Annotated in this window: 30 protein-coding genes; 10 read left to right on the top strand and 20 right to left on the bottom strand. The window is 67.0% G+C overall.

The window, feature by feature from the left end; all coding sequences use genetic code 11:
* The first annotated feature begins 22 nt into the window (after positions 1–22).
* Positions 23–685: a hypothetical protein gene (locus tag SPF06_RS03155; RefSeq protein ID WP_323277460.1), complete on the top strand. Its 663-nt coding sequence runs from the start codon at positions 23–25 to the stop codon at positions 683–685.
* Positions 678–1,424, top strand: coding sequence for a tyrosine-protein phosphatase (locus SPF06_RS03150; protein ID WP_323277459.1), 747 nt, complete (start codon positions 678–680; stop codon positions 1,422–1,424). Before SPF06_RS03155 ends, SPF06_RS03150 begins: the two co-directional genes overlap by 8 nt.
* On the opposite strand, the gene SPF06_RS03145 is transcribed toward SPF06_RS03150, so the two are convergent.
* A complete protein-coding gene (locus tag SPF06_RS03145) occupies positions 1,421–2,209 on the bottom strand; it encodes an SGNH/GDSL hydrolase family protein (protein ID WP_323277458.1) in 789 nt (262 codons plus the stop codon). The genes SPF06_RS03150 and SPF06_RS03145 overlap by 4 nt on opposite strands.
* 145 nt (positions 2,210–2,354) lie before the next feature.
* Between SPF06_RS03145 and paaZ the strand changes: the two genes are divergently transcribed.
* A complete protein-coding gene (gene paaZ / locus SPF06_RS03140; RefSeq protein ID WP_323277457.1) occupies positions 2,355–4,478 on the top strand; it encodes a phenylacetic acid degradation bifunctional protein PaaZ in 2,124 nt (707 codons plus the stop codon).
* A gap of 37 nt (positions 4,479–4,515) precedes the next feature.
* Positions 4,516–4,920 carry a VOC family protein gene (locus tag SPF06_RS03135; protein ID WP_323277456.1) on the top strand — a complete coding sequence of 135 codons (405 nt, stop codon included), beginning with the start codon at positions 4,516–4,518 and terminating at the stop codon, positions 4,918–4,920.
* Positions 4,921–5,046: 126 nt separating this feature from the next.
* Here the strand turns inward: SPF06_RS03135 and SPF06_RS03130 are convergent, their stop codons facing one another.
* From SPF06_RS03130 to SPF06_RS03105, 7 genes are all read right to left on the bottom strand, one after another.
* Positions 5,047–5,346, bottom strand: coding sequence for a TetR-like C-terminal domain-containing protein (locus SPF06_RS03130; RefSeq protein ID WP_323277455.1), 300 nt, complete (start codon positions 5,344–5,346; stop codon positions 5,047–5,049).
* 147 nt (positions 5,347–5,493) lie between these two features.
* Complete coding sequence (locus tag SPF06_RS22065) at positions 5,494–6,072, bottom strand: 4'-phosphopantetheinyl transferase superfamily protein (RefSeq protein ID WP_428985702.1); 579 nt, start codon at positions 6,070–6,072, stop codon at positions 5,494–5,496.
* A 44-nt stretch (positions 6,073–6,116) separates the two neighbouring features.
* On the bottom strand, positions 6,117–7,301 hold the full coding sequence (locus tag SPF06_RS03125) for a lysophospholipid acyltransferase family protein (protein WP_323277454.1): 1,185 nt from the start codon (positions 7,299–7,301) through the stop codon (positions 6,117–6,119).
* Between the two features lie 17 nt (positions 7,302–7,318).
* Entirely contained in the window at positions 7,319–7,969 is a 651-nt protein-coding gene (gene ribB, locus SPF06_RS03120; protein ID WP_323277453.1) for a 3,4-dihydroxy-2-butanone-4-phosphate synthase, read from the bottom strand.
* Positions 7,970–7,990: 21 nt separating this feature from the next.
* On the bottom strand, positions 7,991–8,878 hold the full coding sequence (locus tag SPF06_RS03115) for a glycosyltransferase family 2 protein (RefSeq protein WP_323277452.1): 888 nt from the start codon (positions 8,876–8,878) through the stop codon (positions 7,991–7,993).
* The gene (locus SPF06_RS03110) at positions 8,875–9,636 is read right to left on the bottom strand and encodes an SDR family NAD(P)-dependent oxidoreductase (protein WP_323277451.1); all 762 of its coding nucleotides are present in this window, start codon (positions 9,634–9,636) and stop codon (positions 8,875–8,877) included. The genes SPF06_RS03115 and SPF06_RS03110 overlap by 4 nt, the downstream gene beginning before the upstream one ends.
* Positions 9,633–9,899 (bottom strand): acyl carrier protein, encoded by a 267-nt coding sequence (locus SPF06_RS03105; protein WP_323277450.1) that lies wholly within the window; start codon positions 9,897–9,899, stop codon positions 9,633–9,635. Before SPF06_RS03105 ends, SPF06_RS03110 begins: the two co-directional genes overlap by 4 nt.
* A 216-nt stretch (positions 9,900–10,115) precedes the next feature.
* On the opposite strand from SPF06_RS03105, the gene SPF06_RS03100 reads away from it, so the two are divergent.
* Genes SPF06_RS03100 through SPF06_RS03080 form a run of 5 tightly spaced genes read left to right on the top strand, consistent with a single transcriptional unit; the run spans position 10,116 to position 15,024 of the window.
* Positions 10,116–11,105, top strand: a complete 990-nt coding sequence (locus SPF06_RS03100; RefSeq protein WP_323277449.1) for an ABC transporter ATP-binding protein — start codon at positions 10,116–10,118, stop codon at positions 11,103–11,105.
* Positions 11,106–11,134: 29 nt separating this feature from the next.
* Positions 11,135–12,280 (top strand): ABC transporter permease, encoded by a 1,146-nt coding sequence (locus SPF06_RS03095; protein ID WP_323277448.1) that lies wholly within the window; start codon positions 11,135–11,137, stop codon positions 12,278–12,280.
* Between the two features lies 1 nt (position 12,281).
* The gene (fabZ, locus tag SPF06_RS03090; RefSeq protein WP_323277447.1) at positions 12,282–12,749 is read left to right on the top strand and encodes a 3-hydroxyacyl-ACP dehydratase FabZ; all 468 of its coding nucleotides are present in this window, start codon (positions 12,282–12,284) and stop codon (positions 12,747–12,749) included.
* A complete protein-coding gene (locus tag SPF06_RS03085; protein ID WP_323277446.1) occupies positions 12,746–13,807 on the top strand; it encodes a beta-ketoacyl synthase N-terminal-like domain-containing protein in 1,062 nt (353 codons plus the stop codon). Before fabZ ends, SPF06_RS03085 begins: the two co-directional genes overlap by 4 nt.
* The gene (locus tag SPF06_RS03080) at positions 13,804–15,024 is read left to right on the top strand and encodes a beta-ketoacyl-[acyl-carrier-protein] synthase family protein (protein ID WP_323277445.1); all 1,221 of its coding nucleotides are present in this window, start codon (positions 13,804–13,806) and stop codon (positions 15,022–15,024) included. The genes SPF06_RS03085 and SPF06_RS03080 overlap by 4 nt, the downstream gene beginning before the upstream one ends.
* Here the strand turns inward: SPF06_RS03080 and SPF06_RS03075 are convergent.
* Together SPF06_RS03075 and SPF06_RS22060 are read right to left on the bottom strand one after the other, a co-directional pair.
* Positions 15,014–15,664, bottom strand: a complete 651-nt coding sequence (locus tag SPF06_RS03075; protein WP_323277444.1) for a response regulator transcription factor — start codon at positions 15,662–15,664, stop codon at positions 15,014–15,016. The two genes, SPF06_RS03080 and SPF06_RS03075, sit on opposite strands and share 11 nt — an antisense overlap.
* Positions 15,661–16,428, bottom strand: a complete 768-nt coding sequence (locus SPF06_RS22060) for a sensor histidine kinase (RefSeq protein ID WP_428985688.1) — start codon at positions 16,426–16,428, stop codon at positions 15,661–15,663. The genes SPF06_RS03075 and SPF06_RS22060 overlap by 4 nt, the downstream gene beginning before the upstream one ends.
* Before the next feature lie 197 nt (positions 16,429–16,625).
* Here SPF06_RS22060 and SPF06_RS03065 point away from each other — a divergent pair, with 197 nt between their 5' ends.
* Positions 16,626–17,993, top strand: coding sequence for a CoA transferase (locus SPF06_RS03065; protein ID WP_323277442.1), 1,368 nt, complete (start codon positions 16,626–16,628; stop codon positions 17,991–17,993).
* Between the two features lie 16 nt (positions 17,994–18,009).
* Here SPF06_RS03065 and SPF06_RS03060 read toward each other — a convergent pair whose 3' ends face one another.
* The 10 genes from SPF06_RS03060 to SPF06_RS03015 form a co-directional block, all read right to left on the bottom strand.
* Positions 18,010–20,535 carry an HAD-IC family P-type ATPase gene (locus SPF06_RS03060; protein WP_323277441.1) on the bottom strand — a complete coding sequence of 842 codons (2,526 nt, stop codon included), beginning with the start codon at positions 20,533–20,535 and terminating at the stop codon, positions 18,010–18,012.
* A gap of 20 nt (positions 20,536–20,555) precedes the next feature.
* Entirely contained in the window at positions 20,556–21,629 is a 1,074-nt protein-coding gene (locus SPF06_RS03055; RefSeq protein WP_323277440.1) for a hypothetical protein, read from the bottom strand.
* The gene (locus tag SPF06_RS03050) at positions 21,616–22,278 is read right to left on the bottom strand and encodes an ATP-binding cassette domain-containing protein (RefSeq protein WP_323277439.1); all 663 of its coding nucleotides are present in this window, start codon (positions 22,276–22,278) and stop codon (positions 21,616–21,618) included. Before SPF06_RS03050 ends, SPF06_RS03055 begins: the two co-directional genes overlap by 14 nt.
* The gene (locus SPF06_RS03045; protein ID WP_323277438.1) at positions 22,263–23,318 is read right to left on the bottom strand and encodes a hypothetical protein; all 1,056 of its coding nucleotides are present in this window, start codon (positions 23,316–23,318) and stop codon (positions 22,263–22,265) included. The genes SPF06_RS03050 and SPF06_RS03045 overlap by 16 nt, the downstream gene beginning before the upstream one ends.
* Positions 23,319–23,345: 27 nt before the next feature.
* Entirely contained in the window at positions 23,346–23,966 is a 621-nt protein-coding gene (locus SPF06_RS03040) for a hypothetical protein (protein WP_323277437.1), read from the bottom strand.
* Complete coding sequence (locus tag SPF06_RS03035; RefSeq protein WP_323277436.1) at positions 23,960–24,256, bottom strand: hypothetical protein; 297 nt, start codon at positions 24,254–24,256, stop codon at positions 23,960–23,962. Before SPF06_RS03035 ends, SPF06_RS03040 begins: the two co-directional genes overlap by 7 nt.
* Positions 24,257–24,367: 111 nt before the next feature.
* The gene (locus SPF06_RS03030) at positions 24,368–24,679 is read right to left on the bottom strand and encodes a hypothetical protein (protein ID WP_323277435.1); all 312 of its coding nucleotides are present in this window, start codon (positions 24,677–24,679) and stop codon (positions 24,368–24,370) included.
* A 16-nt stretch (positions 24,680–24,695) separates the two neighbouring features.
* Positions 24,696–25,295, bottom strand: a complete 600-nt coding sequence (locus tag SPF06_RS03025) for a hypothetical protein (protein ID WP_323277434.1) — start codon at positions 25,293–25,295, stop codon at positions 24,696–24,698.
* Positions 25,296–25,365: 70 nt separating this feature from the next.
* Positions 25,366–26,007 carry a hypothetical protein gene (locus SPF06_RS03020; protein ID WP_323277433.1) on the bottom strand — a complete coding sequence of 214 codons (642 nt, stop codon included), beginning with the start codon at positions 26,005–26,007 and terminating at the stop codon, positions 25,366–25,368.
* Positions 26,001–26,297, bottom strand: a complete 297-nt coding sequence (locus tag SPF06_RS03015) for a hypothetical protein (protein WP_323277432.1) — start codon at positions 26,295–26,297, stop codon at positions 26,001–26,003. Before SPF06_RS03015 ends, SPF06_RS03020 begins: the two co-directional genes overlap by 7 nt.
* Between the last annotated feature and the right edge of the window lie 37 nt (positions 26,298–26,334).

The following is a 26,334-nucleotide window of genomic DNA, read 5'->3' as shown; positions in this document are numbered from 1 at the left end:
ACCTCTCGCCCAACCCGTGGCCATGTCTCGCCCGTCCGCCGCACGGTTCTACCTCCCGTGGCTCGCATGGGTTGCCCTCGGCGAGTTCGCGGGCTTCCTCGTCCCGCTAGCGGCCGAGGCGCTGAGTCTCGCCCTCGGGCTCCCCGACCTGCTCGCGGCGGCGCTCCTCGCCGTCGCGGGCGCGGGGGAGGGAGCCATCCTCGGTTCCGTGCAGGGGTGGCGCCTCAGCCGCGAGGCACCCCGACTGAAACGCCGCCGATTCGCGGCGCTCACCGCAGCCGCCGCGGCTGTGGCCTGGCTGCTCGGCATGCTTCCCGTGGTGGCCGAACCCGTGTGGACTCGGTGGCCGCCCGCCCTCGCGGCGGCGGCGGGTATCGCCGTCGCCGCGCTGCTCCTCGCGAGCATCGGCACGGGCCAATGGCTCGCGCTCCGTCGTGTGCTGCCGGGGGCCTGGATGTGGATCCCTTCGACGGCCGCGGCGTCGTGCGTCGGGCTGGGGGCGTTCTTCGCCGTCGCCACGCCCCTATGGCAGGAAGGCCAGCCCTTCGCTCTCGTCCTCGCCATCGGGGCGCTCGCCGCCGCCGTCATGGCGCTGGGCATGGCGGCCGTGACCGGCTGGGCGGCTGGGCGGCTCCTTCGACGGTCGGCCGCCGCCCGCCGGCCGGTAAGCTCGGCGCATGAGTGACGCCGCACCGCGCCCCGATGACGCCGTCGCGTGGGAGGGTGCCGTCAACGCGCGCCGCGTGCTCGGTTCCATCTACCGCATGGGCCGCAGCGAGTGGCTCACCGCGCGCGGCTGGCGTCAGATGCACGACGACGGCGTCCGCACCGTCATCGACCTGAGGAACCCGGGCGAGCGGCGCCGCCGCCCGACGGATCCGGACGTGGCCCCCGAGGCCATGGCGGGCATCGACGTCGTCAATGCCCCGACCGAGGACCCGGAGCACCCAGAGCACGCCGAGCTCTTCGCCCGCCAGACGCCTCCGTATCTGAGCCATCCGAGCGGCTACGCGGGGGTCGTCCGGCTGTTCCCCGAGCGGATTGCCGCCGTCTTTCGGGCCATCGCTCAGGCGCCGGCCGGGGTCGTCGTCCATTGTTCGGCGGGTCGGGACCGCACGGGGATCATCGTCACGCTGCTGCTCCAGCTAGCGGACCCTGCCGCGGCGCGGCAGGCCGCGGCGGACCAGTACGAGGCGAGCGTCCGGAGCATCAACGAATGGCACCGGATCAGCCCGTACAAGCATCCCTACGAGCGCTACCAGGAGGCGGACGAGCTCGAGCCCGTCATCGCCGAGCGGCAGGCCGCGCTCGCCGAGTTCGGCGCGGGCATCGACGCCGAGGAGTACCTCCTCGAGCACGGCCTCACGCGCGATGAGCTTGAGCGGGTTCGCGCGAAGCTGGGCGGGGGCCCTGAACGGAATTAGTGCAGGAGCGGCGCTACTACGGGCACATAGCCTTCCCCGTAGCCCGTAGCGGTCGGATGGAAGGATCCGGGGTCGCCGGGTGTGAAGGGATTGATCCACGGATCGGATGAGCCGAGTCCGTGGCCGAGGAACTTGGACGTCACGTCGGCGAAATGCACGCTGTTGACAAGAGCGGTCCCGCCGATCGTCGAGTTGAGGAGGGCGGTCGCCGTGTTGATCTCCGCCGCGATCGGCTGTTCGGAGGCGGGCAGCCCCGAGACGGTGAACAGCAGCGGATAACCCGTGAGGGTGATCTGGGCGCCCGGTGCCCGGGAGCGCACGGCTGCGATCGTTGCGGTGACCTTCGCGGGCAGCTGGGGCAGGAGGACGAATACGGCGTCGTAGAGGGCCTGCTGGCAGGCGAGCGACGTGGGGTCGGTAGTGCAGGCGACCGCAACTTGCACGTCGCCGACGTCGTTCGCCCCGACCGTGATCGTCACGCTGCGGACCGTCGGAGGAAGGCCCGGAACCTGTGTCGCGACGACGTCCGCGGTGGTGGCCCCGAAGCAGGCTTCGTTGGCGCTCGCGCCGAGGAGGGCCGGGTACGAGGACGCCGTTTGGAGGCATGCGTTGAGGAAGGCACCGCCTCCCGTGCCCGCGGCGATGGAGTCGCCGAGCGCGACGTATCGAGTCGACGGCGCCGCGGACGCGGGGAGCGCGGCCGTTCCGGCCATGAGACCGAGTGCCGCGAGTAGGGAGAGCACGGCGCGGGTGAAGCGCGTTGCTTTGTGGGCTATGCGAGTCATGCGGCTCAGGGTAGGCCCGCCGGGGTTGCCAGACTAGGCTCCGCGATGAGCGTTGTGTATCCTAGACACGTTACCGAACGGCCGGTCAGTAATTTCCTCTGAAGGCCCCTCGGCCCGAGCCCCGCATCGGAAGGAACCGTCGACGATGACCACTGCCGCCGCAGAATCCGCTCAGACCACGATCGTGCCCAGCTACGTCCTCGACGGCTGGTGGACGCCCTCATCGGAGGCCGCAGGCGCCGCCGGCGCGCTCGCCGAAGTGCGCGACGCGAGCACCGGCGAGCTCCTGGCCGCGGTGAGCACCGAGGGGCTCGACCTCGGCGCCGTCGTCCGTCATGGCCGCAGCGTGGGGCAGGCGGGCCTCGGCGCGCTGACCATCCATGAGCGCGCCCTCAAGCTCAAGGAGCTCGCGCAGTTCCTCAACGGGCACCGCAACGAGCTCTACGAGCTCTCCTACAAGACCGGCGCGACAAAGCTCGACTCGATGGTCGACGTCGACGGCGGCATCGGCGTCCTCTTCACGTTCGGCTCGAAGGGCCGCCGCGAGCTGCCGAACAGCCACGTGATCGTGGAGGGGCCCATGGAGGTCCTCTCCCGCGACGGTTCGTTCGTGGGCGAGCATATCTACTCGCGCATCCCCGGCGTCGCCGTGCAGATCAACGCCTTCAACTTCCCCGTGTGGGGCATGCTTGAAAAGCTTGCTCCCGCGTTCGTCGCGGGTGTCCCGACGATCGTGAAGCCGGCCACGCCCACGGGCTACGTGACCGAGGCCGTCGTGCGGCTCATGATCGACTCTGGCATCCTCCCGGCCGGCTCGCTCCAGCTCATCTCGGGCTCCGCGCGCACGCTGCTCGACGAGCTCGACTACCGCGACATGGTGTCGTTCACCGGGTCTGCCTCGACGGCGAACCTCCTCAAGTCCCACCCCAACGTGGTCCACGGCGGCGTGCGCTTCACGTCCGAGACGGACTCGCTCAACGCCGCGATCCTCGGGCCGGACGGAGTGCCCGGGACGCCCGAGTTCGACGCGTTCGTTCGCTCCGTGGTCACCGAGATGACCGTCAAGGCGGGGCAGAAGTGCACGGCGATCCGGCGCACCATTGTTCCCGCCGGGATCGTGGACGACGTCGTTGCCGCCATCGGCGCGCGCGTCGCCGAGAAGGTGGTCATCGGGGATCCCCGTGCCGAAGGGGTGACGATGGGCGCGCTCGCGTCGGTGGGCCAGCTCGCCGACGTGCGCGACGCCGTCGAGTCCCTCGTCGCGGCCGGCGGCCGGATCGCGTGGGGTTCGCTCGACGCGCCGGAGGTCGTGACGGCCGGCGGCGCGAAGGCGGTCGTTTCGGACGGCGCGTTCATGTCCCCTGTCGTGCTCGCGTGGGACGACGTCCGCGCCGCTGCTCTGCATGGCACCGAGGCCTTCGGCCCCGTCTCCTCGGTTGTCGGGTACTCCTCCATCGAGGAGGCGATCGAGCTTGCCGCCCTGGGCGCGGGCTCGCTCGTGGCGACCGTGTGCACGAACGATCCGGCCACGGCCCAGGCCCTCACGCTCGGCATCGCGTCCCACCACGGCCGGGTGCTCGTGCTCAACCGCGAGGACGCCCGCACCTCGACGGGGCATGGCTCTCCCGTGCCGCATCTCGTCCATGGCGGCCCGGGCCGTGCGGGCGGCGGCGAGGAACTCGGCGGGATCCGCTCGGTCAAGCATCACATGCAGCGCACCGCGATCCAGGGCTCGCCCAACATGCTCACGGCGGTGACGGGCGTGTGGCACAAGGGCGCCGACCGGCACCTGGCCGACCCGGCAGATCCTTCGGCGCATCCGTTCCGCAAGTCGCTTGCCGAGCTCCGTGTCGGAGACGCCGTCCGTTCCGAGCTGCGCCAGGTGGCCCTCGAGGACATCACGGCCTTCGCGAACGAGACCGGTGACCGATTCTATGCCCACACGAACGAGGAGGCGGCGGCCGCGAACCCGTTCTTCCCCGGCATCGTCGCACACGGGTACCTGCTCGTGAGCTGGGCCGCGGGCCTCTTCGTCTCGCCCGAGCCTGGACCCGTATTGGCCAACTACGGGCTCGAGAACCTGCGCTTCCTCACCCCGGTTCCCGCCGGCGATTCGATCCGCGTGACGCTCACCGCCAAGCAGATCACGCCTCGCGTCACGGACGAATACGGCGAAGTGTGCTGGGATGCCGTGATCGAGAACCAGAACGACGAGATTGTCGCAACCTACGACGTTCTGACTCTCGTCGCGAAGGAGTGGCCCGCCTAAAATGGGTGGCGTCAGTTCCCCCTCGTGGAGGTGTTCCATGAATCTGGCGACACGACCGGCAACAACGATCCTGACGGTGGCCGACGAGGCCCGCGCCAAGGACTTCTACGAGGGAGCGCTGGGGCTCCCTGTCCGCGGGAAAGACCCGACCGGAATGATGATCTTCGGTCTGGACGGATCCGCATCGCTCGGCCTTCTGGTGGATCCGAATTCGGTCCACTCCGGCCACACCGCCATCACGTTCGAGGTTGACGACCTCGACACGGCGATGACGGATCTCGAATCACACGGTGTGCGCTTCGAGGACTACGATCTGCCCGATATGAAGACCGATGAGCATCACATCTACACCATGGGCGACGAGCGCGCCTCGTGGTTCGCGGATCCGGACGGCAACATCATCTGTCTGCATCAAGGTGGAGCGATCGAATACAACATGTGAGCTGCGCGGCTCGCCTCCCCGAGGTGGACCGGCGGACGACGGCGGAGGGCCGGGCTGAGTGCCCGGCCCTCCGCGCGTCGCGGGCCGCCCCTCGCGGCCGTCTCTCTCTGACGGCGGGATGCTGAACTAGAGTCCCAGGAGGTCTGCGAGCATCTCGAGGTGGCCGAGGAACAGCTGTTTGGGTCCTGCCGATGTCGCTCCCACACCGCGCCCAAAGACCTCGGACGAGACGGCGCCGAGAATCGCCGTCCAGACGAAGATCTCGATGGCGACGGCCTTGCCGGGGAGATGGCTCTTCGTATCTGTGCGATGCCCAGCCACCCGCGCAGCCTCGAGGATGTCCAGGAGTCTGGCCACAATACGCGCGCCTGGGGTGATTCTCGGTCCCGCTGGTGCGGGGTAGCCGGACAACCGCGTTCGGGACATAGCGGTACACCGCAGATGAGACGACTCCGAGATCGCAGGCGATGGCACGCAAACTCAATGCCTCGGGTCCGTTCATCTTGAGGTGCGCTCGCCCCCACCCGGAGAATGTCCTCCATCGCCTGGGTTCGGGATCGGCGTTGAGGCGGACTAGGCATGCTGCTCCTGGATTTGCCAACAGAGGGCTCGCACCGTGTTGCCGTCGCAGCAGAATCGGGCGAAGAGACTCGCCCCGCGCATCGGCGCGATCACCACGGCACACGTTCCCCGGTGCCAATCGGTCTCGAACCGGACGTCTGACCAGTCCATCGGGGCGCGCAGAGATGGGAAGACGCATTTGTAGGCGGCCTCACGAAGGGCAAAGAACACGGTAGCCACAAGAGCCGGCGAAGACTTAGGGTCTGCGGCAGCGGCGTCTTCCGGCATGACGACCCGCTCGGCGAGGACGGCCCGCCGAGGATGGACGGCCTCTGCGTCGATGCCTACACCCAGCACGCCGTGCCGCTTCCACGCGACTGCGGCGGCGGCCCACGGCGCCGAGTGGGCGATGCTCCCAACCACCGCGGAGGGCCATACGGGACATCCGTCAGCGTCTCTGGGCAGAGGGGCGACCGCCAAGCAAGGCCCACCAAGGAGGAAGAGTGCCTCCCGCGCTGCGGCTCTCCCGTGGGCGTGTTCTGAGGCACGGTGCAGCCTTCGGTCGCCCTCGGGAACGTCCCGACGACGCACCACGACGTGTCCCGGAAAGTCCGGCCACGCCTTCGCGGCGAGACTCACGGCTCGGTCTCGACGGGGGTGTCTCCCCCGCGAAGCTCGTCCCACAGCCTCCGCCCCTGCTGGAGCCTCATTCGGTTGGCGTTGGTCGGGTCGAGCCGGAGGAACAGCTCGAGCCATCGTGCGGCCTCGTCGGTCCTGCCGACATCGCGGAAACTGCGCGCCGTGTGAAAGACATTGCGATGGCTCTGTTCGATCGACACCGCGACGCGATGACCCATGCGGGCGGCCTCAGTATCGCCGCCGATCCAAACTGGGAGGCTCTCCATGAGCGAGGCCCATACATGCCACGCGAGGGAGAGCCCGGGTAGGCGGCGAACGGAGCGCCAGATGAGGCGTTTGCTCCGCAGCGCCCACGCGATCTGAGCGATGGGATTTCGCGTGTACTGGACCATCTGTCCGGCCGCCCGGCCTCGCTCGAGTCGTGCGTAGTCGCAGCGCACGCCACTGGTGATCGCGAGCACGCGACGGAAACTTCGCCGTGCCTCTTCTCCCGGGGAGCAGAACGCCCGCTCGACGAGGATGTGTGCCGCGGCAGCCCTCGACGGGCGGCGCGGGGCTTCCGGAGTCGGCATGAATTCGGGCGCGATGAAGGCAGGCCACTGTCCCGTGCACCCCGCGATACGGCCGAAGGCTCGAAGGATAAACTCCTGGCCGGCGGCGCGGCCTGACTCTGGCGGCGGCACAGGAGCGGCGACGTGCATGGCGATGCGTCGCCGCCGACGCGGCCAGCGAGAGCCGACGGGCAGAACTCCATTGACGCCGAAGAGCCCCACCGGAACTACGGGGACACGTGTCTCCGCGGCGAGTGAGGCGACGCCACGCCTCGGGGCGCGCATCCAACCGTCGCGGCTCCGAGTGCCTTCCGCGTACATGACAAGTACGCCGTCGGCTTCGAGGACGGCTCGCGCAGCGTCGAACGCGTCGGTGTCGGCTCCCCCTCGCTTCACGGGGATGCCTCCCCCTCGGCGGTTGAACCACGCGGATAGAGGCGAATTGAAGAGCTCGGACTTGGAAAGGAATTTCGGGTAGGGGAGCCCTCTGCACAGGAGCCACCACGCGAGGACGACGTGGTCGAAGTAGCTCGTGTGGTTTGCGGTGACGATGAACGGTGGGGCGGGGGGCTCCTCGCCAAGCACGCCGATGATGCGCCGGTCCACCCACGCTTTGATGATGGAAAGCACGATCCTCTGGAGGAACCTCACTTGGACGCGGCCGTTTCGAGGTCCCAGGCGACGTGCGCGCGGCGGGCTTGGACCACGTCTTCGACGGTGACCGTCGTCAGGCCGTGGACACGGGCGAACTCCTTGAGGGCGGTATCGCGCGCCATCCGCCCGTCGGGCCCGAGCACCTCGACGATGACGGACGCCCGACGCAGCCCGGCAAGGGTGCAGAGGTCGGTGGATGCCTCAGTGTGACCGCGCCGACCAAGCACACCAGCCGGATGGGCGACGAGCGGGAACATGTGCCCGGGCCGGCGGAGCGACTCGGGCCCGAGGCCATTGTCGAGCAGGACCCGGATGGTCTCGGCTCGGTCGAACGCGGAGATCCCGGTTGTGACAACGAACTCGGGCGCGGCGTCGACGGACACAGTGAAGGCCGTCCCCAGGTAGTCCTCGTTGCGCCCGACCATCTGCGGAAGATCCTTCGCCTCGGCGATCGACTGTTCAACGGCGACGCAAATCAGTCCGCGGGCTTCGCGTGCCATGAAGTTGATCTGCTCGCCCGTCACCAGTTCTGCGGCCGCGACGAGGTCGCCCTCGTTCTCGCGGTCGGCGTCGTCCACGATCAGGATGATCCGGCCGTCCCGCAGGTCTCGCAGGGCCTCTCCAAAGTTCTCGCTGTCAAACATGATGTGCTCCTTTGAGGTCTTCTAGCCGTGAAGGATGATTTCAGGTGAATCCCAGTCAACGAATGCCTGCTCGTCGAAAAGTTCCGCCGCGTGCCCCCTCTCGACCGCAAGTTCGACATACCGCACGAGCGTGGAAATTCCCTTGCTGTCGTGATGAATTTCGCCAAGCCGACGGAAATTGTCGAGTCCTTGGCTGAATTTCGCGCCAGAATCCGTTGAATGCTCGAGGTGCAGATTCTTCGCCGACTGTGTGAGCCGGATGCCAACGCCCGCAAGCTGCGCGCGGTAGCCGAACTCGGTGTCCTCGGCGCCCCACCGGGTACCGAAGGACTCGTCGAATCCGCCGATCCGATCGAATGATGCGCGACGGACTGCGAGATTGCTCGTGCACGTCTGAAGGAATCGGTAATGGTGTGCCGGGCGCATCGTGAGAGCGTCGAGCGCCCACTTCTCGGCGACAGTCATTCGCGCGCGGCGCCAGACTTCGATGTACTGCATCGCGTCGACCGCGTGCCCGAGAAAGAGCGGCACGACTTCGATCGGCACCGCCCAGCGCTCGCCGCGGGAGAGCACGTCGTCCGCCGAGCAGGCCTCGACATGGCGTGACAGGTACCCCGGCGCCGGGACCATATCGTCGTCGTTGAAAACGAGAACGTCCCCGCGCGCCGCCGCGGCGGCGCAATTCCGCGCGGCACCCGCACCCCCGTGCGACCCAGATACCGTCACCAGCGGATACGGCATCTCGTCCCGAAGGCGTTCGAGGATGCCTGCAGTCTGGTCGTTCGATCCGTCGTCGCACACGACGACCTCGAAATCGCAGTCCTGCTGGTGCGCGAAGCTCTCGAGGGTGAACGCGAGGCGCTCATGCTTGTTGAACGTCGGCACGATGACAGACGCCTCGGGGTTCATGCCGAGGTCCCTCCGTCCACCGGTATGACGGCGCCATGAAGATACTCGGCGTGCTCGCTCGCCAGGAACCGGACCATGCCTGCGACCTCGTCCGCGGTTGCGAAACGGCCGAGCGGCACCCGACTGGTGAAGTTCGCCCTCGTTGTCTCGTCGAAGCCTCTGATCATAGGTGTCTCGACGAAGCCTGGTGCCACGGCATTGACGCGGATGCCGAAGCGCCCGAGCTCGATGGCGAAGGACTTCGTGAGCGATACGACGGCAGCCTTCGTGCTCGCGTAGACACTGCGCCCGGGAGAATTCACGGTCGCCGCGATCGACGCGACGTTGATGATGCGTCCACGCCGGTAATACGCCATGTCCCGTCCCACCACGACCATGGCGAGCCAAGGTGCGGTGACGTTCACCTGGTACTGGTGCGTGAATGTGTCAATGCCGACGTCGATGCACAGGGCGTCGTCGCTCGTTCCGGCCGCGTTCACGAGGAGGTCAATCGGCTCAGCCTTGGTGAGAGAACAGAGCGTCTGTTCCCAGGCTGGAGCATCGCCCAGATCGGAACGGACGGCCGTGGCTGCCACCCCTTTGCCAGCGAGCTCGTGCTCGAGCCCACGAGCAGCTTCCTCCTGATGGCCATAGGTGAACAGAATCCGTTCGCACACAGGTGCGAGGTGTCGGACGACGGCGGTGCCGATCCCTCCGGTGCCGCCCACGACCAGCGCCGTGCGGGGCGGGCCGAGAGCTACGGCAGGACGGCGTCTCATTTGACCGTGGCGAGACCCTGCTCGCGGCAGAAGTCGTAAAGGGACTGCAGAGTCGCGAATGCCGCTGTGTCGTTCTGGGTGATCTTGATCTTGTACGTCCGCTCAATCCCGATAGCGACTTCGAGGAGGTCCACAGAGTCGAGGCCGAGATCCTGTAGGAGAGACATGTCCGGGACAATGTCCTCGGGCTCCATATCGAGACTGAGCCGAGAGATCATGAGTTCTCTGAGGCCGTCCAGAGTGATTTCCGGGATCATTTCCATGCCGAATTGTGCCTTTCCCATGGGTGCGTGCAGGCGTTTTGCCCTTGCTGACTGCAATTGAGATAAGTCCTTGCGTCTGGGACTCTACAGGACGCGCTGGGGGTGGCCACCCAGCAGAAATGCCGGACAATAACCTGCAGTTTGTGCGGTGTTTCCATATCGGCCTCCGCCGGTACTGTGAAGCGAAATCGTGCACTCCGGGCGAGAGGGAACCTCATGACCACTTTTCAGCAAGCGCCCGCAGGCTCCGCTGCGTCAGGGACAGATGCTGCGCTTGAGCTGAACAGCATCGTCAAGAGCTTCGGCACGACCCTGGCGGTCGACGGCATCTCGTGGACCGTGCGCCGCGGTGACTTCGTGGGCTTGCTCGGGCCCAACGGTGCCGGCAAGACAACGCTCATCTCGATCATCGCGGGCCTCGTCAAGAACGACTCCGGCCAGGCCCGCGTCCTCACCATCGACACATCCAAGGAACCGAACCGGGTCAAGGGGGTCCTCGGGATCGTCCCTCAGGACCTCGCGGTCTACCCGGAGCTCAGCGCGCGGGACAACCTGCAATTCTTCGGTGCGATGTACGGACTGCGCGGCCGGGAGCTCAAGAGTCGCATCGACGACGCCCTGCGCCGCGTCGGCCTCGATGACCGCGCCGCCCGTCCCGCCGTCGGCAAGTTCAGTGGCGGCCAGAAGCGCCGACTCAACATCGCGGCAGCCCTGTTGCATCGGCCCCAGATCCTCATCCTCGACGAGCCGACGGTGGGCATCGACCCGCAATCGCGAAACTACATCTTCGACACGCTCCGCGAACTCAACAGAGGCGGCATGACGATCGTCTATGTCACTCACTATATGGAAGAGGTCGAGGCACTCTGTCGCACCGTGGCCATCGTCGACCACGGCCGGATCATCGAAGAAGGCCCGCTCGACGACATCCTCGCACGGCACGGCACGTCCCTCGTCCGCCTCACGCTCCGCCCCGAAGAGCTGCGGTCGGCCGTTGCACTTCTTGAGCAGCACCCGGAGGTCACCCACCGCATCACGGGTGACGGCGTCCTGCAGATCTCGTCGCGCGCCCTCCAAGACGCAGTGGCCCTAGTCACGAGGATCCTGGCGGACATCGCTCCGAACCCCGAGTCCTGCCAGATCCTTCCGCCATCGCTCGAGACGGTCTTCATCGAGCTGACAGGGAATCAGCTCCGCGACGCCTGACACGGCTTGACCACAGAAAGGCACCGCCCGTGAAAACCCTTCACGTCTTCTGGAAAGACCTCCTGATCCTCTCCAAAGACCGCGGAACGTATATCAACCTGTTCGTCCTGCCCCTCATGTTCAGCATCGTGCTGACGATCGCCCTCGGCGGCGTCTTCGGCGGTGGCAAGTCCGACTCGCCCGTCACGATTCCGGTCGCGGCGTCTGGCACCCAGGCCGAGGCCGTCGCCCAGACCATTACGTCGATCCCGGGCATTACGTGGCGCGCGACCAATGCTGACGACGCCAAGGCAGCTGTAGACCAGGGCAAGTCGATCGGAGCTGTCCTGGTGTCCAGGGATGGCAAGGGCATCGACTTCTACGAGGACCCGTCCCAGCTGACGAACGCGCAGCTCCTCTATGGCCAGATCTCGGCAGCCCTCCATGCCTCCCACGCGGCCTCCCAAGCGGCGCGCTTGGGGCAGGCGGTCAAGTCATCCGGGAATCCGCAGGCCGAAGCTTTGGCGGAATCGGTCGCGAACGAGCAGGGTGTGAGCCTCACGACGAGCCGAGCAGGCAATCGGGACTCATCGGCGCAGCCCACAGCCGCGGAACAGTACATCCCTGGCTTCACTGTCGCGTTCCTGTTCTTTATCGCTTCGACGATCGCGCAATACCTCTTCATGGAGCGCGAACGCGGCACGCTCCGGCGCCTGCTCACCAGCCCTGTGAGCCGGTCCTCGATCCTCGCTGGCAAGCTCCTGCCGACCATCCTCATCGGTTTCGTACAGGTCGTGGTGATCTTCGCCGTCGGACGTCTGGCTTTTGGGATGACGCTCGGAAGCCCCGCCGCGCTGTTCCTTGTGACGTGCGCCGCGGTCGCCGCCGCCAACGGCTTCGGCCTCATGATCACCTCGCTGAGCAAAACGCAGGCGCAGGCCACGGGCCTCGCAACACTGCTCGTGTTCACCCTGGCAACCGTTGCCGGCTGCTACGTGCCGTTGTCGTTGATGCCGGGCTTCATGCAGAGCATCGCCCTCGCGACCCCGCAAGGCTGGGCGATGCAGGCATATCAGAGCATCATCATGAAGGGAGCCGACAGCCTTGAGATCCTGCCGAGCGTCGGCGTGCTCGTGGCCTTCTCGCTCGCCTTCTTCGGAATCGGCCTCGTCCGCTTCCGGTTCGAGGAGCGCTGACATGATCCAACAGCCCACCTCGGCGGGGACGCCCGCGAGCATGGCCGACTTCTTCCCGCATCGTCACCCCTTCCTCCTCATTGATCGCGTGGAGGAGGCTGGCTCCGAGCGCGCCGTCGCCGTCAAGGCAGTGAGCGCGACTGAGCCGTGGTTCGCCGGCCACTTCCCCGAGCGCCCGGTCCTTCCCGGCGTCATCCTGCTCGAGGCGATGGCCCAAGTGGGCCGTTTCCTCAAGCCTCTCGACCGAGAGCTCGTCTCTTCCAGACTCGCGAGGATCGACGGAGTCCGCTTCGTCCGCGAGGCCGTGCCAGGCGACGTGATCCGCATGGAGGCTGTTCGAGAAGCGGAACTCGGCGAGGTCAGCAAGTACAGGGTCACCGCGAGCATCGACGGCGAGCCGTGCGCCGCAGCCCAGTTCACCGTCCATACGGTCCTGTCCAGTGTGCGAGATGGGAAGGCCGCACGATGAGCGTCGTGGTCACCGGGTATGGCCTTTGCACGAGCTTGCCGGGCACGGCCACGGAGATCCTTGAGGCCGCCTTCGGTGGAACCGCGGCCCAGCGCGCAGCTGAGGGCGCGACTCCCGTCCGGCGCGTGGACGACGCCCAAACCCTGCCATGGGTGCCTCGGCGGCTCCTACGCAAGATGGACCGTGTGAGCCGAATCACGACGGCGGCCGTCGCCCAGGGGCTCCGGCATGCCGGTCTCGACGCCCCCGACCTCGTAGAAGACACCGGTCTCGTCCTCGACACGAGCTTCGGCTCCGCAGGGGTGGTAAGCAAGGTCGTCGCGGACGTGCTCTCAGACGATCCGATCATCTCGCCGCTGCTCTTTCCCAACGTCGTGGCGAATGCCGCGGCCGGACAGGCCGCCATCTCGTTCGGACTCCGCGGACCGAGTTCGGTCCTAGGCGGCCTCGGAAGCCTGATGTACGCGCTCGACTTGCTGCGCGCTGGTCGCGCTGAGCGCCTCATCGTCGGGGGGTTCGATGAAATGACCGAGGTCTACGAGCACGCCCTCGACGCCACGGGCTTTCCGCGAGTCGTCCGGGCGCTCGGAGAAGGGGCCGCCGTGGTGGTCCTTGAGACCGACAAGGCGGCGTGGCAGCGAGGTGCCGATCCACTCGCCGAGCTGGTTGAGGCGTCGACCGCCTCAGACATCGAATTCGAACTCGACGGTATGTCCGCCTACGCCGGCGATGGCATCACGCGAGCCCTCGAGGTTGTGCTCCGCGGCCAGTCCCTACCGGACCTATTCATCGGCTCGGGGTGGCCCGAGACGCTCCTGCGTCACTCTGAGGAGGGGTTCGTGCGACGATCGCTCGTTTCGAAGGGCGCGTGGCCGAAGGACACAACAGGCGAGATGTTCGCCTGCTCGAGTGCACTCAACAGTGTTCTGGCCGTTTCGGCGCTTTCTGGGGCTGACGTCGGCACCCGGCCTCGCGCCGTCGTCGTCACGGGGCACGACAGCACGCGCGGCCAGTCCGCAGCAGCCCTGTTCCGCGCGCCCATGAGGAGATCGGCATGACAAGAATAGTGATCACAGGCATGGGCTGCGTGTCGCCGTTCGGCGCCGGGGTCGACTCCCTGAAAGAGGGGATCCTGAGCGCGCGGACGGCATTCGGTCCTGTCCGGAAGTTCGACGGCACACACTACGGAATCAACGCCGCGGCCGAGATCCCCGAGGACGTTGACCTGAGCGGACTCGACGGAAGCCGCCCCTCGCGTCTCCTGCGGCTCGCAGCCGAGGAGGCCAGGGCCGATGCCCGCCTCGGCCCCGATGAACTTCGGGATGCTGCGATAGTCCTCGGAACGACGCTCGGCTCCGACGAGATCAGTTCGGCGCTGTGGCACCGGACCCACGGCTACAAGCCCGACTACGCTGCGGTGATGCGCTCGATGTCTGAATGCGGCGGCAGGGCGCTTGTCGATCTGTGGAAGATAGCAGGACCCTGCCTCACTGTCATCACGGCCTGCGCCGCGGGGACGAACGCGATCGGCTTGGGCGTCGACCTCATCCGCGCCGGACGGGCGGAACGCGTCCTTGTAGGTGGACTCGACACACTCACCCAGCTCATCTACGGGGGTTTCGCGAGCATCGGGGCACTGGGAAGCGCATGCAGGCCATTCGCAGAGGAATCACACCGTCGAGGAACCGTCCTCGGAGAGAATGCCGCGGTCTTGGTTCTCGAAACTGCCGATCGCGCGATTGAACGTGATGCGAACATTCATGCCGAGGTCTTGGGGTACGGCCTATCGAACGATGCACACCACATGACCGCGCCCGAGCCCGAAGGACGGGGCGCCACGCTCGCCATGCGGCGGTGCCTCGATCACTCCGGCCTTGCCCCTGAGGACATCGACTACGTCAATGCCCATGGGACAGGCACGCGCCTCAACGACCCGGTAGAGGTTGCGGCTCTGCGTGAGGTCTTCGGCCACGGGCTTAGCGCAATCCCGGTCAGCTCCCTCAAGTCGCAGATCGGTCACGGCCTCAGCAGTGCGGGCGCGATCGAGGCGATCGCGACCGTTCTTGCGCTTGAGGAGCAGTTTCTGCCGCCGACGGCGCACACGGCCCCGCCGCTTGATCCGGACATCGACTTCGTGCGCGAGCCCAGGCCTTCCCCGGGACTTCGGCGGGCAATGTCGAACTCGTTCGCGTTCGGGGGCCACAATGCGAGTGTCGCTTTCGCCGCATGGGTGCCCGGTTCTGTGCAGTCCGATGCCGGAGCCGTCAGTCGCTGAGCCAGCCGAGTTCCCGGCCACGTGCCACGGCCTGAGTTCGGGAGCTCGACTGGAGCTTGGAGAGGAGATTGCCGACGTGAAAGTGGACTGTCCGCTCGCTCACCACAAGCCTCCGCGCGATGTCCCTATTGCTCAACCCTGTCCTGATGTGCGAGAGCACTTCAAGCTCACGACGGGTGAGTGGCGGAACGTCGGGAACTCGGCCATTCCGACTGTGGATCTCCGAGCCGAACACGAGCCGTCCGTCTCGCACTGCCACGAGCGCAGCGGAGAGTTCAGCGCTCGTGCAGGTCTTCTGGAGGTAGCCGTGCGCACCGATCTGGAAGGCTGTCCGCTGGTACTGCACCTCATGATGACCGCTCAGGACAAGGATCTTGGCTCCCGGCCGACGTGCGAGAAGTATGCGGGCAAGGGAGAAGCCGCTCTCCCCTTGAAGGTTTACGTCGAGGATCGTCACATCGGGGGAGACTGCGTCGAACAGCTCCACCGCGGCTTTCGCAGTGGTGGCGGTGCCCGCCATGGCCATCGCCGGGTCGGCCTCGACGAGCCGGGCCATTCCGGCAAGAACGAGTGGGTGATCGTCCACGAGGATCACTCGGATGGGTGGTTCGCCCGGACCTTCGGCCACGGAGGAAGTCACGTAGTTTCCCCTCTCCAGTACGGAACTCTGATGTGAACCTCTGTGCCACCGCCGGCGCGCCGATCCACGCTCGCCGTCCCGTCGAATTCCTGGACTCGTTCGAAGATGCCGGCGAGGCCCAGATGGCCGCATGCGGTGAGAGCTGGAAGGTCCTCTTTGGTTGCAGCGAACCCGCGGCCATCGTCGGCCACAACGAGCGAGACGGAATCTGGTCGAAGGTCGAGCCGTACTTCTGCGTGTTCGGCTTGGGCGTGCCGCTCGGCATTCGAGAGCGCCTCGCTCGCCACGCGGTACAGCAACGTGGCGAGTTGGCCCTGCGGTGGCTCGGAATATCCGGTGACCACGAGGGTCACGTGCATCCCGAACGTGGCCCTATATCGGTTGATGAGGGAGTCGAGGGTCAGCGGGAGCGGGAGTCGGTCCAACATCGGCGGCCGAAGATCCTCGCAGACTTGGCGCAACTCAAACGCGATATCCCTCGCGAGATCGGCGATCTCGACCAAAGTGCGCAGCAGTTCACCGTCGTCCAATGCATGGCCAGAAGTTGGTCGGCACGGTCTCTCAGCAACCTCGATGAGGTGAACCAGTGACTGGAGCGCTCCGTCGTGGAGATCCCGAGAGAGCCGCGCCCACGTCCTTTCCTCACCGAACCGCGGTACGTTCGACGGGTCGCTCGCTTGAGGGATGCCTACCTTCGGAGGACCTTGTGATGATCGATCCTCATGGAAGTGATGATAGGCGAGCCGGGCAGTACCTCCAGGCATCAGAATCCCCCCAATGGCGTATCTAGATCTGCGGTCGCAGGCGCGTGTTGCTACCCGCAATCTACCAGCGTTTGAAGCTCCATAGTGCACTGCTAGGAAATCTTAGGCAGATGTTAGGCACTTGTGGCGCGAGAGTGCCCCCGCGGCGGCGCAGAAGTGCCGTTGACCGAGGCGTCGACTCTCGCGAGGCTGTTCTCGTGACGACTGATCTCCTTGAGCTCCGCCGGGCGCTCCATCCAGTGCTGGGAGACGTGGCCTTGCCCCAATCGGCGTGGGATGGCCCCCGCTCGTGGTGGCGAGGGCCGCTCGACGTCGAGGGGCTCGCCATCGGTTCGCTCGTTGCCGTTGCCACGTCCCTCACAGCCCTTGAGGCGTCGCGAGGCAGGACGAGCGAGTTCACGACCAGTTCGGAACTCATCGCGGCATCGTTCGACTCGATCCGTCAGCTCCGGCTCAACGGTGCCGCCGCCGACATCTGGGCACCCATGTCCGGCTTCCATGCAACGGCGGACGGCTGGGTTCGCCTGCACGCGAACTACCCGCATCACGCGGCGCGCCTGCTTTCAGCGCTCGGCCTGTCGACGCCCGAAGATCTCGGCTCCGCACTCCGCGAACGCGCCGCACTCGACGTCGAGGCCGCAGTCCGGGCCGGCGGCGGAGTTGCCGCTGCCGTCCGCAGTCCCGAGGAGTGGGCGGCGAGCCCCATGGGACGGGCCTCGGCCGATGAGCCGTGGATCGCCGTCATCCTCGACGACGTGGCGCCGAAGGCTCGCGAGAGGACCGCACCGCCGTCGAGCGCGCCCCTCACGGGTGTCCGTATCCTCGACTTCACCCGGGTCATCGCCGGGCCGAGCGCAACGCGCCTGCTCGCAGCCCTCGGCGCGGACGTTCTGCGGGTCGACCCTCCTCAGCTTCCCGAGCTTCTCGACGCGCATCTCGACACAGACTTCGGGAAGCGAAGCGCTCTTGCCGATCTGCGCATTCCGGAACAGCTCGAACGGATTGGTGCTCTCGCCTCGGAGGCCGATGTCGTTCTTCTGGGATATCGTTCGGCCGGCCTCGCCCGATTCGGCCTCGACGCGGCATCGCTCCGGGCTGAGCATCCGCAGCTCGCGGTCGTCTCGATCAATGCGTGGGGCATGGAGGGTCCGTGGCGTGACGGCCGGGGGTTCGACAGCATCGTCCAGGCGGCGTGCGGCATCGCGCACCTTTGCGGGGCCGCGAGCGACGGCGAATGGCGGCCAGGCGCGCTGCCGGTACAGGCGCTCGACCACGCGACGGGCATGGGCATGGCGGCGGCCGCCGTCGCCCTGCTGGCCGCAAGGCGCCGTGGAGTCGTCGGCAGCGCGCACCTCTCGCTCATCGCGACGGCGAACCAGCTCCTGCGTGCCGTACCCGCACCCGGCGAGCCGGTGACATTGCCGGTCCCGCTCCGGCAGGCCTCGAGCGACTACGGCGAACTCGATTTCGTGCCGCCGCCGCTCAGGATCGGTGGCCAACAGCTCGAGTACCCGCACCCGCCCGAACTCTACGGCTCGTCACCGCTCAGGTGGCTCCCTCGCTAACCAGGGACGCGGGCGCTCAGCCTCGCGTGGCCTTCGCTCTCCGGAGCCAGCCGTCCACCCACCAGCCGAGCTCGATGACGGCGATGCCGACGGCGGCGCAGCCCAGGGCGGTGCCGGTCGAGGACGCGCTGCCTGGATCCAGCTCGAAGAGCCGCTGCGTCAGCGGAAGGGCGAACATCGCGAAAGACGCCGCCATCATGACGGCGACGAGGAGCACCTTCCACCACGCGTACGGCCGGGCCACGATCGCGAGCACCCACAGCGCGATGGCGATGAGCGTCATGAGCGCTGACGTGCTGGCCTGAACTTGGGACACGTCTCCCGTCGCGACCGCCGGACGCACGAGGAGGTAGCACGTGAACGACGCGACCGCGATGACCACCCCCGCGGGGATCGCCATCCGCATGACGCGGCCCACGAAGCCGGGTTGGGCGCGATCGTGGTTCGGCGCGAGCGAGAGGATGAACGCCGGGAGGCCGATCGTGAACCACCCCGTGATCGTCACGTGCCGCGGGAGGAACGGATACGGAAGGGCGTCGAGGCCGATGAGCCCCGGAACGCCGACCATGAGCGCGAGCAGGACCGAGTACACGGTCTTCGTGAGGAAGAGGTTCGCAACTCGTTCGATGTTCCCAATGACGCGGCGGCCCTCGCCGACCACGTGGGGGAGCGTCGCGAACTTGTTGTCGAGCAGCACGATCTGCGCGACGGCCCGCGTCGCGGGGGAGCCTGCCCCCATCGCGACGCCGATGTCCGCGTCCTTGAGCGCGAGCACGTCGTTGACGCCGTCGCCCGTCATCGCGACGGTGTGTCCGCGCGACTGGAGAGCGCGCACCATCGAGCGCTTCTGGTCGGGGCTCACCCTGCCGAACACCGCGCGCTCGTTGACGACGTCCGCGAGGTGCGCGCGGTCGTCCGGGAGGGTTCGGGCGTCGAGGGGTGAGTCCGCGCCCGGGAGCGCGAGCTGATGCGCGACGGCGCCGACCGACGTCGCGTTGTCCCCAGAGATGACCTTGACGGCGACGCGCTGGGCGGCGAAGTAGTCGAGCGTCGGGCGGGCATCGTCGCGCACCTTCTGCTCGAGGACGACGAGCGCGACCGGCTCGATGCCCGGCACCGCGGGCTCGATGCCCGGCTCCGCTGGGCTGCCGACGACGGCGGAGCTCGCCTCTGCGGGGCTTCCGCTGGCGACGGGCAGTGCGCCCGTGGGGCTTCCGCCGAGGGCGGGGAGCCGCTCCGCGTGCGTGAGAAGCAGTACGCGCAACCCGCGCGAGCCGAGCGCCTCGGCGTCGTTCCGCGCGGGGGACCCTACGGGCAGGAGCACATCGGGGGCGCCGAGGAGCCATGCCCCCTGCCCGCTGAAGCCCGCACCTCCGTATTTGCGTGCGGAGGAGAACGGGAGGGCGCCCTCGATCTGCCAGCCCGGCGGCTCGGGGAACGCCGCGGCGATCGCCTGGAGGCTCGCGTTGGGGCGGGGATCCGCCGCGGCGAGAGCGGCGAGGGCCTGCGGAGCGAGCGCACGGCGAGCCGCGCCGTCGTCCGTCGCGCGGGTTGAGCCCGGGCCCGCATGGGCGACCATCCGCAGCTCGGCGACTTCCATCGCGTTCTCGGTCAGCGTCCCGGTCTTGTCCGCGCACACGACGTCGACGCGCGCGAGCCCCTCGATCGCGGGCAGCTCGTTGACCAGGCAGTTGCGCCGCCCGAGGCGGACGACGCCCACGGCGAACGCGATCGTCGTCATCAGGATGAGGCCCTCGGGGACCATCGGCACGAGGGCGGCGACCATGCCGCGCAGGGCGTCGGGCAGGGGCTGGCGTCCGGTGAGCTGGTTGTAGATGGAGAGGATTCCGGCCGGCACGAGGAGCCACGTGATGACTTTGAGGATCGTGTTGATGCCGTTGCGGAGCTCCGAATTGACGAGCGTGAATTTGCTCGCCTCGTCCTCGAGCTGGGCCGCGTAGGCTTCGCGGCCCACCTTCGTGGCGCGGTACAGCCCCCAGCCGGCGACGACGAAGCTGCCCGAGAGCACCGCGTCACCCTCGGCTTTGAGGATGGAGTCGGACTCGCCGGTGAGGAGGGATTCGTCGACTTCGAGGGAGCGCGCGGCGAGGACGTCGCCGTCGACCACGACCTGATCGCCCGGGCCGAGCTCGATGACGTCGCCGAGCACGATCTCGTTCGGCGCGAGGCTCTCGGTGCGTCCGTCCCTGCGGACGCGAGGCCGGGTCTGGCTCACAATCGCGAGCCGATCGAGGGTGCGCTTGGCACGCAGCTCTTGGACGATCCCCACGATGCTGTTCGCCACGATGAGGCCCGCGAAGAGGCCGTCGAGAAAATGCCCCGTCGCGAAGATCAGGGCCGCGAGCACGGCGAAGATCGCGTTGATCCGCGTGAACAGGTTCGAACGCACGATCTCCCACGCGCTGCGGCTCGCGCGCGGCGGAACGTCGTTCGTCGCGCCGTCGGCGACGCGCCGGGCCACGTCGGCGGCGCTCAGGCCGCGCTCGGCCACGGCGGAATCGGTCCCCACCTCATTCCCCATGGGTCAACACTAGATGCTCGTCAGCTCCTGTTCTTGAAGTGCCGGAACAGCTGGCTCTCCCGCACGGCCCCTGTCGCCGCGACGGCTCCCGCGATGGCGGCGAGCATTCCCGCGGCGGACGTGAGACCCGCGGTCGAGAGCGCCGGGCCGATTGTCGAGCGGAAGAGGACGACGCCGATCGCGCCGGACGCCGCGAAGGCGCCCGCCGCTGCTGCCGCGGTCCACATGGCCGACTCCGCCCCGACAAGAACGGCCAGGCGTCCGGGCCCCACGCCGGTGTGGAGCGCCGCCGCGAACTCGAGCCGTCGGCGGATCGTGGCTCCCGCGCCGAGCACGGCTCCGAGAACAGCGCCGGCGATCGGGGCGAACCGCGTGACGCGGGCTTCGAAGTCGGACGAGCCCTGCCAGTTTCGCCCGAACGCCTCGTTGAGGAGCGAGACCGACGCGCCGCCGGGCTTCCCGTCGAGGCCGTCCGCGGTTCCGCGCAGGAGGCCGTCCCGCGATGCCGTGCTCGGCCAGACCTCGGCGAGGCATGCGTCGAAGTGGCCGGTGGCCGGAGTCGGCAGGAGGACGGCATTCGCGAAGCGCGGGTCGCGGCCGTCGCGTTCGGTGTAGGGGAACAGGCCCGCGATGGCGAGGGGTCCTCGGTCTGTCGCGACGGTGTCGCCTGGCTCGACGTTCCAGCGAGAGGCCAGCGTGCTCGAGATAAAGGCTCCCGAGGATTCGGGGTGGCTCGCCCCGAGGACTGCCGGGAGCCCCTGCGTGACGTCGTAGACCGGAACGGTGAGGCCGCCGAGCGCGCCGAGCGAGAGGGAGGCCGAGTCCCTGAGCGCGCCCGAAGAAGTGATTCCGTCGACGGCGGCGATCGCCTCACATGCTGCGGGGTTGATGGAATGCGGCGCGGACGCCGCCCGGATCGCCGCGCCCGAGGAACGGTACGTCTGGGCTTGGGCGTCGAGCCGATTGACGGCCGCGGCGTCCGCGATGGAGAGGGCCGCGAGCAGCAGCCCGAGCAGACCGGCGAGCAGGGCCGCCCTGCTCGTTCCCGTCACGATGTTGCGCCAGCTTTCGCGGAGGCATTCACGGATGAGCATGCGCGGCCTCCCCTTGCGCGGTGGCTGCGCGGGCGGAGAGGTCCACGACGGCGTCGCACGCCGCGAGCGTCTCGGCGTCGTGGCTTGCGACGACGACGGCGGAACCTCGCGCCGCGAGGGCCGCGAGCACTGAATTGACGGTGGCCGCGTTGGCGCGGTCGAGCTGGGCGGTCGGTTCGTCGACGAGGATCAGGTCCGGGTGTCCCGCGACGGCGCGGGCCAGCATGAGCCGCTGGGCCTCGCCGCCGGAGAGCGCCGAGAACGTGCTGTCCGCGCTGCCTGCGAGGCCGAAGTCGGCAAGGAGCGCGGCGGCCTCCGCCGTCGCGGCCGCCCGCCCCAGCCCGCGGGCGAGGAGGGCGAGCGCAACATGGTCGAGCGCGGTGCGGCGGGGTACGCCGAAGGGGTTCTGGAACACCCAGCGGATCGTCGTTCCGCGGGCGACGACGACGCGTCCCCGGCGCGGCTTCTCCCACCCCGCGATGATCGAGAGGAGGGTGGACTTCCCCGAGCCCGAGGGGCCGGACACGCCCGTGATGGTGCCGCGCGGGAACGTCGCGCTGAGGCCCTCGAAGAGCCATTGGTCGCGGACGAAGCCATGCCCCACGCCGTGAAGCACCACGGCGGGCTCCGAGGTCAGCTTGCTGCGCACGAGGCCTCGGTCCAGGTCCAGCCCAGCCTCGCCGCGTTCGGGGCGGGGCTGTCGAACAGGCCCAGCACCGCGCCGCCGCTGGACCCGACGATGCGAAGCCGGTGGTCGGCGTCGTCGTCCCCTCGCACGCACGCTGCGGAGCCCTTGGGCGGGGAGACCGCGGAGAGCGGCAGCCGCGCGACCCGCAGCGGCTCGGCGAGGGTCACGCGGAGGCTCACGGGCTTGGCTGCGGATCCCTGGGCGCGAGCGGCCGTGTACTCCGTGCTGCTGGCGACAGATCGGAGGAATTCGGGGTCGGTGATGACGCCGTCGTCTCCGATGCGCGCCGACGCCGAGCCGAACTGCGCGGTGCGCGCGCCCGGAGTCCACGACGATCCGTCCGGTGCCGCGACCTGGAGGCTCTGGAGGGTTCCCGCGGCCGTGAGGAACGGTGAGCCGGGGGAGTAGGCGGATCCCACGAGCGCGTCGCACGTAAGGACCTCCGTCGAGGCCGAGGGGAGCCACATGACGTCGCGGAGCGAGAGGCCGCCGTCGCGCTGCTCAAGGCCGTGCTCGACCTGGATCGCGCGGACGGCACGGGCGACGGCGGAGTCGTAGGCGCCCTTCTCGGCAACGTCGTGGCGCATGGACCGGAGCGTCGCTCGCAGGGCATCGACATCCGGGCCTGACATTCCGGCGCGGAGGTCCCGGAAGAAGGGCACGGCAGTGGAAAGTCCCAGCACGGGGTGGCCGTCGATCGAGGCGACGATCCGTCCGGACTCGATTGAGGCACCGCCGACGCATTCGGTCGAAGTGACGGTCCCTCCCCGGCCGAGCGACACCGCCGCTGGCTTGGACGTCGTGACGGTTGCCCCGGCAGACCGTTCGTCGCGGTGATCGACGTAGACAACGGGAACGGTGCGGGGCGCCGAAGGCTCCGAGAGGTTGGGCGGAGGCGCGGCCCAGAGGGCTGCGCACACCGCTGCCGCGGAGCCCGCACCGATCAGGAGGGCGGCGAGGGCGATGGACATCGTGGCCACCACGCGCCGTGGATTCTTCATTTCACGATTCCTGTAGGTTGATCGGATTCACATCTTTCCAATCTCGCATGCCTGAAAATCTTCAGAATTGAGATCGAACGGAAGATCATCGGTGGAGCGTTTCCCGGGTGGCGGTGGTTCCAGCTGGGCCTTCTTGAACCGTTCGAGAGAATACCCGTCGGGTACTAGACCAGCACGCTCGAGGCACCGGTACGTGACTTCAAAGGAATCGCCAATGAGTTCAGGATTCACTTGCTGGATCTGGAAGAGTTCCGGGATGAAGCCAGTAGTCGAATCCTCGCACGATGAGATGATGGCTATGGCGTGTTCAGTCGACTCGTTGGGATCGAGAGGTGTGCTCGTGATCCGGTACAGCCCGTTCTTCAGTTTTCGGAGAGTGATGGGCTTGCCGCTTTCGGTCATGCAGGCCGACAGTCGCGAATAGGCCTCATCATGGTCGGCCTGGGAAATCCGACCGCTTTCTTTGGCGCGCTGGTAGACCTCGCGCTCGAAATCGTTGAGATCGGGCAGGGAGAGCCTGTGGTCGAGTAGTTCGTCGAAACTCCCGGCGATCTTGCGCGGAGGTGTCTGGTCGGGCGTCACAGAGACGCATCCCGCAAGGGCCACCACAGTCAGCAGTGCACTTGCCGTGTGGCGGAGCTTCAGCATCCGCGCTGGTAGGCCTCGTGCGTCCAGCTGAATCCGGAAGCGTCGGCCTTGCTCTCCCAGTACGATTTCCGCCCGGAGTTGATGGTGTCTCCGATGCGAGCAAATGACTGTCGGCACAGGTTGTGGTTATAGATCTGGACGTACGCGTGTGCCTCCCACCAGTTGGACCAGTTCCACGTCCAGCCGTCGATGGCGGCATTCGCGGTCGCTGGAATCGCCGTGGGAAGTCCCGCGCTCAGCGCCCCGGCAGCGAGCACTTTTGCGGCACGAGAAGTGGTAACTTTGATCATTTGGTCCTCCAAAGGATACGGGTTCTTGTTAGTCGACAACCCCAAGAGCGATGCCCGCCCCGACGAGGCAGGCCTGGACGTCGTTGGATACGAAGTCGAAAGGCATGTCCTTCAGGCGGCTTCCGCGCTCCCATTTGGCAGCTTCTTGAGAGTGACGGGATAGCCTCTTTCGGACATGCAGTCGGCGTACCGCGCATACGCCTCGTCATAGTCGGCCTGAGCGATTCGCCCCGTCTCCTTGGCGCGTTTGTAGACATCGCGCTCGAAGTCATTGATGTCCGAACGAGACAGCTTGAAGTCGAGCAGTTCCTCGAAGCTCCCCGCGATTTTTCCGGATGGTCTGGTCTGCGCGACGTTTGACCCGCAACCGGCAAGCGAGATGACTGCGAGAATGGCTGCCGCGACTCGGTGCCTCCTCAGCATGCCCGCAACCGTGTCATCACATCATTCCGAGAAGGCAGCTCTGTGCCTCGTCAGAGTAGAAGTCGAACGGCATGTCGTCCGTCGAGCGCTTTCCGGGCGGCGGCGGCTCATGCTGCGACTTCCTGAACTCTTCTAGCGAGTACTCCTCTCGTATCAGGCCGGACTGTTCTAGGCACCGATACTCGGCCTCGATCGAATCGCCTATAAGTTCAGGATTTATTTGCTGGATTTTGAAAAGTTCTGGAATGTAGCCCGTAGTCGTCCTCTGGCACGCCGAGACCACATCCATGGCCTGCTCTAGTGACTCACCAGGACTCAGAGGCGTGGTCTGGATTCGGTATATCCCATTTTTGAGCCTTCGCAGCATAATGGGCTCGCCCCCTTCGCTCAGGCACGCAGAAAGCATTGAGTAGGCCTCGTCATAGTCTGCCTGGGCGATTCTCCCGGTCTCCTTCGCCCGGCGGTACACCTCGCGTTCGAAGTCGTTGATCCCCGGCAAAGCAAGCGTTTGATCAACCAATTCCTCGAAGCTCCCCGCGAGCTTGCGGGGAGGCGTGAATTCCGGTTTGTTTGCAGCGCAGCCAGCAAGGGCAGCGATTGCCAGCAGGGCGCACACCACCCGGCGCGGCCTCAGCATCCGTAACCATCATTGACCATTTAGCCCTCCAAAGGATACGGATTCTTGTTTAGTCGACAACCCCAAGAGCGATGCCCGCCCCGACGAGGCAGGCCTGGACATCATCGGACTTGAAGTCGAAAGGCATGTCGTTCAGACGGCTCCCGCCGCCCGGCTCCGGTTCATTCATGGACTTGCTGAATTGTTCCAGCGAGTATCCCTCGGGAACCAGCGAAGAGCGTTCGAGACAGCGGTACGCAGCTTCGTCCATATCTCTCAGCAGTTCGGGGTTGCCCTGTTGGAACGCGAACATCTCGGGAAGGTAGCCGACGGTGATCTTCTGGCAGGCCGACACGATGTCCATGCTCTGCTCGAGTGACTGGCCGGGCTTGAGGGGGGCTGCCTTCTCCTGGTAAAGCCCGTTCGGCAGCTTCTTGAGAGTGACGGGATCGCCTCTTTCGGACATGCAGTCGGCGTACCGCGCATATGCCTCGTCATAGTCGGCCTGAGCGATTCGCCCCGTCTCCTTGGCGCGCATATAGGCCTCGCGTTCAAAATCATTGAGATCAGAACGGGAGAGCTTGAAGTCGAGCAGTTCCTCGAAGCTCCCGGCGATTTTTCCGGATGCTCTGGTCTGCGCAGCATTTGACCCGCAACCGACAAGCGAGATGACTGCGAGAATGGCTGCGGTGACTCGGTGCCTCCTCAGCATGCCCGTTGGTACGCCTCGTGCGTCCAGCTGTACCCGGAAGCATAGGCTCGACTCTGCCAGTTGGACGATCGGCCATAGACCCTGTAGTCGCCCATGCGGGCGATCGACTGGCGGCAAATTGACGGGTTATAGATCTCGATATAGGCGTTGGCCTCCCACCAGTTGGACCAGTTCCAGGTCCAGCCGTCGATTGCTGCGTTTGCGGTGGCTGGCACCGCCGTGAGAAGTCCCGCGCTCAAGGCAACGGCGGTGAGGACTTTTGCGACACGTGAAGTGGCAACTTTGACCATGTGATCCCCCATAGATCATTCACGCCAGATTCGACTG

It is taken from the genome of Sinomonas terricola, from assembly GCF_034931225.1.
Lineage (GTDB): Bacteria > Actinomycetota > Actinomycetes > Actinomycetales > Micrococcaceae > Sinomonas > Sinomonas terricola.
Note: the sequence above shows the minus strand (reverse complement) of the source record. Positions and strands in the feature narration are given on the sequence as shown.

What these genes read in the sequence shown, in the direction of transcription:
- SPF06_RS03130 (WP_323277455.1), bottom strand. Translation starts at nt 5,346, where the DNA reads ATGTCCCGAACGCGGTTGTCCGGCTACCCCGCACCAGCGGGACCGAGA.
- SPF06_RS03040 (WP_323277437.1), bottom strand. Translation starts at nt 23,966, where the DNA reads ATGCTGAAGCTCCGCCACACGGCAAGTGCACTGCTGACTGTGGTGGCC.
- SPF06_RS03055 (WP_323277440.1), bottom strand. Translation starts at nt 21,629, where the DNA reads ATGCTCATCCGTGAATGCCTCCGCGAAAGCTGGCGCAACATCGTGACG.
- SPF06_RS03135 (WP_323277456.1), top strand. Translation starts at nt 4,516, where the DNA reads ATGAATCTGGCGACACGACCGGCAACAACGATCCTGACGGTGGCCGAC.
- SPF06_RS03060 (WP_323277441.1), bottom strand. Translation starts at nt 20,535, where the DNA reads ATGGGGAATGAGGTGGGGACCGATTCCGCCGTGGCCGAGCGCGGCCTG.
- SPF06_RS03080 (WP_323277445.1), top strand. Translation starts at nt 13,804, where the DNA reads ATGACAAGAATAGTGATCACAGGCATGGGCTGCGTGTCGCCGTTCGGC.
- SPF06_RS03155 (WP_323277460.1), top strand. Translation starts at nt 23, where the DNA reads ATGTCTCGCCCGTCCGCCGCACGGTTCTACCTCCCGTGGCTCGCATGG.
- SPF06_RS03105 (WP_323277450.1), bottom strand. Translation starts at nt 9,899, where the DNA reads ATGGAAATGATCCCGGAAATCACTCTGGACGGCCTCAGAGAACTCATG.
- SPF06_RS22060 (WP_428985688.1), bottom strand. Translation starts at nt 16,428, where the DNA reads ATGCCTGGAGGTACTGCCCGGCTCGCCTATCATCACTTCCATGAGGAT.
- SPF06_RS03020 (WP_323277433.1), bottom strand. Translation starts at nt 26,007, where the DNA reads ATGCTGAGGAGGCACCGAGTCACCGCAGCCATTCTCGCAGTCATCTCG.
- SPF06_RS03145 (WP_323277458.1), bottom strand. Translation starts at nt 2,209, where the DNA reads ATGACTCGCATAGCCCACAAAGCAACGCGCTTCACCCGCGCCGTGCTC.
- ribB (WP_323277453.1), bottom strand. Translation starts at nt 7,969, where the DNA reads ATGTTTGACAGCGAGAACTTTGGAGAGGCCCTGCGAGACCTGCGGGAC.
- SPF06_RS03045 (WP_323277438.1), bottom strand. Translation starts at nt 23,318, where the DNA reads ATGAAGAATCCACGGCGCGTGGTGGCCACGATGTCCATCGCCCTCGCC.
- SPF06_RS03015 (WP_323277432.1), bottom strand. Translation starts at nt 26,297, where the DNA reads ATGGTCAAAGTTGCCACTTCACGTGTCGCAAAAGTCCTCACCGCCGTT.
- SPF06_RS03035 (WP_323277436.1), bottom strand. Translation starts at nt 24,256, where the DNA reads ATGATCAAAGTTACCACTTCTCGTGCCGCAAAAGTGCTCGCTGCCGGG.
- SPF06_RS03100 (WP_323277449.1), top strand. Translation starts at nt 10,116, where the DNA reads ATGACCACTTTTCAGCAAGCGCCCGCAGGCTCCGCTGCGTCAGGGACA.
- SPF06_RS03150 (WP_323277459.1), top strand. Translation starts at nt 678, where the DNA reads ATGAGTGACGCCGCACCGCGCCCCGATGACGCCGTCGCGTGGGAGGGT.
- SPF06_RS03110 (WP_323277451.1), bottom strand. Translation starts at nt 9,636, where the DNA reads ATGAGACGCCGTCCTGCCGTAGCTCTCGGCCCGCCCCGCACGGCGCTG.
- SPF06_RS03030 (WP_323277435.1), bottom strand. Translation starts at nt 24,679, where the DNA reads ATGCTGAGGAGGCACCGAGTCGCGGCAGCCATTCTCGCAGTCATCTCG.
- fabZ (WP_323277447.1), top strand. Translation starts at nt 12,282, where the DNA reads ATGATCCAACAGCCCACCTCGGCGGGGACGCCCGCGAGCATGGCCGAC.
- SPF06_RS03115 (WP_323277452.1), bottom strand. Translation starts at nt 8,878, where the DNA reads ATGAACCCCGAGGCGTCTGTCATCGTGCCGACGTTCAACAAGCATGAG.
- SPF06_RS03085 (WP_323277446.1), top strand. Translation starts at nt 12,746, where the DNA reads ATGAGCGTCGTGGTCACCGGGTATGGCCTTTGCACGAGCTTGCCGGGC.
- paaZ (WP_323277457.1), top strand. Translation starts at nt 2,355, where the DNA reads ATGACCACTGCCGCCGCAGAATCCGCTCAGACCACGATCGTGCCCAGC.